Annotated in this window: 1 protein-coding gene and 1 pseudogene; both read left to right on the top strand. The window is 71.7% G+C overall.

Annotated elements, in window-relative coordinates:
- Positions 1 to 804: pseudogene (locus A5781_RS00845) on the top strand (hypothetical protein); the annotation flags it as partial.
- An 87-nt stretch (positions 805 to 891) separates the two neighbouring features.
- Positions 892 to 2,217: a UDP-glucose/GDP-mannose dehydrogenase family protein gene (locus A5781_RS00840; RefSeq protein ID WP_067199690.1), complete on the top strand. Its 1,326-nt coding sequence runs from the start codon at positions 892 to 894 to the stop codon at positions 2,215 to 2,217.
- Positions 2,218 to 2,339: the final 122 nt, after the last annotated feature.

Below are 2,339 nucleotides of genomic sequence, written 5' to 3'. Positions count from 1 at the left end.
GGCGCTGGCCTCGGCGCACGCCCCGCTGTTCTCCTCCTCCACCGCGGCGCTGGCCTACGCCCAAGACCCGGGCACCGGCGCCATCAACCCGTTCGCGATCGCGCCGGGCTACTTCGACACCCCGGGAACCTTGGGCAGGGACGCGCTCGCCTACAGCGCTGTTCCCGACGACGTCGACGACCTCTACACCGGCGCCCACACCGGCGCCACCGCGCTCGTCGACGCGGGCTATCCCGAGCGCCGCTCCTTCCGGCTGGTGGGAAGCATCGTGGCGGGCGTCTTCGTCATCGGTGTGGTGGCGCTGGTCGTCTCGCTGGCGATCGCCATCAGGCCCACGGCCAACGTGCGGCCCAGCCCAAACCAGAACGTCGTCGTCGCGCCCACCCGGCCGGCCCCGGCTCCTGCGGCCCCCGCGCCGGCCGAGGCCCCGGCGCCCGCGGCGCCCGCCCCGGCCCGGCGGCCCCGGCACCCGCTCCCGAGGCCCAGGTGCCCGCCCCGGCCCCGGCTCCGGCGGCGCCCGCTCCCGTCCCGGTTCCCGAGGCCCCGGCGCCTGCCCCGATTCCGGTCGCGCCGGCTCCCGCACCGCCACCCGCGGTGGCGCCGATTCCGGTGCCGATCCCGCTGCCGATACCGGGCATCGGTGGACCGGTCATCGGCGGGCCGCCCGGCGGCGGCTTCGGCGGTGGTCATGGCGACGGTGGCGAAGGGCGCGGCGGCGGTGACGGCGGGTTCCCGGGCATTCCGGGCTTCGGCGGCGGCCACGGCGGTTTCGGCGGTGGTCACGGCGGGTTCGGCCGCCACTAGTCGCACGGGGCCACCTGTCATCTGTCGTTTGCCTCCCGCTTAGCGGGGCGATGCAGTTAGCTCATCGCGACGACCTACACCGGTTATATGCGATGCACCGTCTTCGGCACCGGTTACCTGGGTGCCACCCACGCGGTCGGAATGGCGGAACTGGGACACGAGGTCGTCGGGGTCGACATCGACCCGGGCAAGGTCGCCAAGCTCGCCGGCGGTGACATTCCCTTCTACGAGCCCGGCCTGCGCAAGCTGCTGACGAAGAACCTGGCAACGGGGCGACTGCGGTTCACCACCGACTACGACATGGCGGCCGAGTTCGCCGACGTGCATTTCCTCGGGGTGGGCACGCCACAGAAGAAGGGCGAGTACGGGGCCGACCTGAGCCACGTCTACGCCGTCATCGACGCGCTGGTGCCGCGGCTGACGAGATCGTCGGTGCTCGTGGGGAAATCGACCGTTCCGGTGGGAACCGCGGCCGAGCTGAACACCCGGGCGTCCGCGCTGACGCCACGCGGGGTCGACGTCGAGATCGCCTGGAACCCCGAGTTCCTGCGCGAGGGCTACGCGGTGCACGACACCCTGCATCCGGACCGCATCGTCCTTGGGGTCCAACAGGATTCGACACGGCCCGAGACGGCGGTCCGCGAACTCTACGGCCCGCTGCTCGCCGAGGGCGTGCCCTTCCTGGTGACGGACCTGCAAACCGCGGAGCTGGTCAAGGTTTCCGCCAACGCCTTTCTGGCGACCAAGATTTCGTTCATCAACGCCATCTCCGAGGTCTGCGAGGCCGCGGGCGCCGACGTCAGCGTGCTGGCCGACGCGCTCGGCTACGACCCGCGAATCGGCCGCCAATTCCTCAACGCCGGTTTGGGTTTCGGCGGCGGCTGCCTGCCCAAAGACATCCGCGCCTTCATGGCCCGCGCCGGCGAACTGGGAGCCGATCAGGCGCTGACCTTCCTGCGCGAGGTCGACAGCATCAACATGCGCCGGCGCACCCGGATGGTGGAGCTCGCCAGCGCGGCGTGCGGCGGATCGCTGCTTGGCGCGAACATCGCCGTGCTCGGCGCGGCGTTCAAGCCCGAATCCGACGACGTGCGCGACTCGCCCGCGCTCAACGTCGCGGGCCAGCTGCAGCTCAACGGCGCCGCGGTCAACGTGTACGACCCCAAGGCGCTGGACAACGCGCAGCGGCTGTTCCCGACGCTGAATTACGCGGTCTCGGTTGAGGAGGCGTGTGATCGCGCCGACGCGGTGCTCGTCCTCACCGAGTGGCGCCAATTCATCGACCTCGACCCCGGCGACCTGGCCGACCGGGTGCGGGCCCGGGTCGTCGTCGACGGCCGCAACTGCCTCGATGCCGCCCGCTGGAAGCAGGCGGGCTGGCGGTTGTTCCGGTTGGGCGCCCCGCGGCCTTAGCGGGCCGCTCGGAGGTGAGGACGCCGGCGAGTAGCCTGACCCGCGTGGACTATGCCGGTGCATTCCTGGAAGAGAACCGCGCGTTTTCGGAGCTTTTCCGCGATGCCGACCAGTCCAGGCCC

The sequence above is a fragment of the Mycobacterium sp. 852002-30065_SCH5024008 genome, assembly GCF_001665645.1.
Classification (GTDB): domain Bacteria; phylum Actinomycetota; class Actinomycetes; order Mycobacteriales; family Mycobacteriaceae; genus Mycobacterium; species Mycobacterium paraffinicum.
The sequence above is the reverse complement of the archived record's forward strand: the minus strand, read 5'-3'. Positions and strand labels throughout refer to the sequence as shown.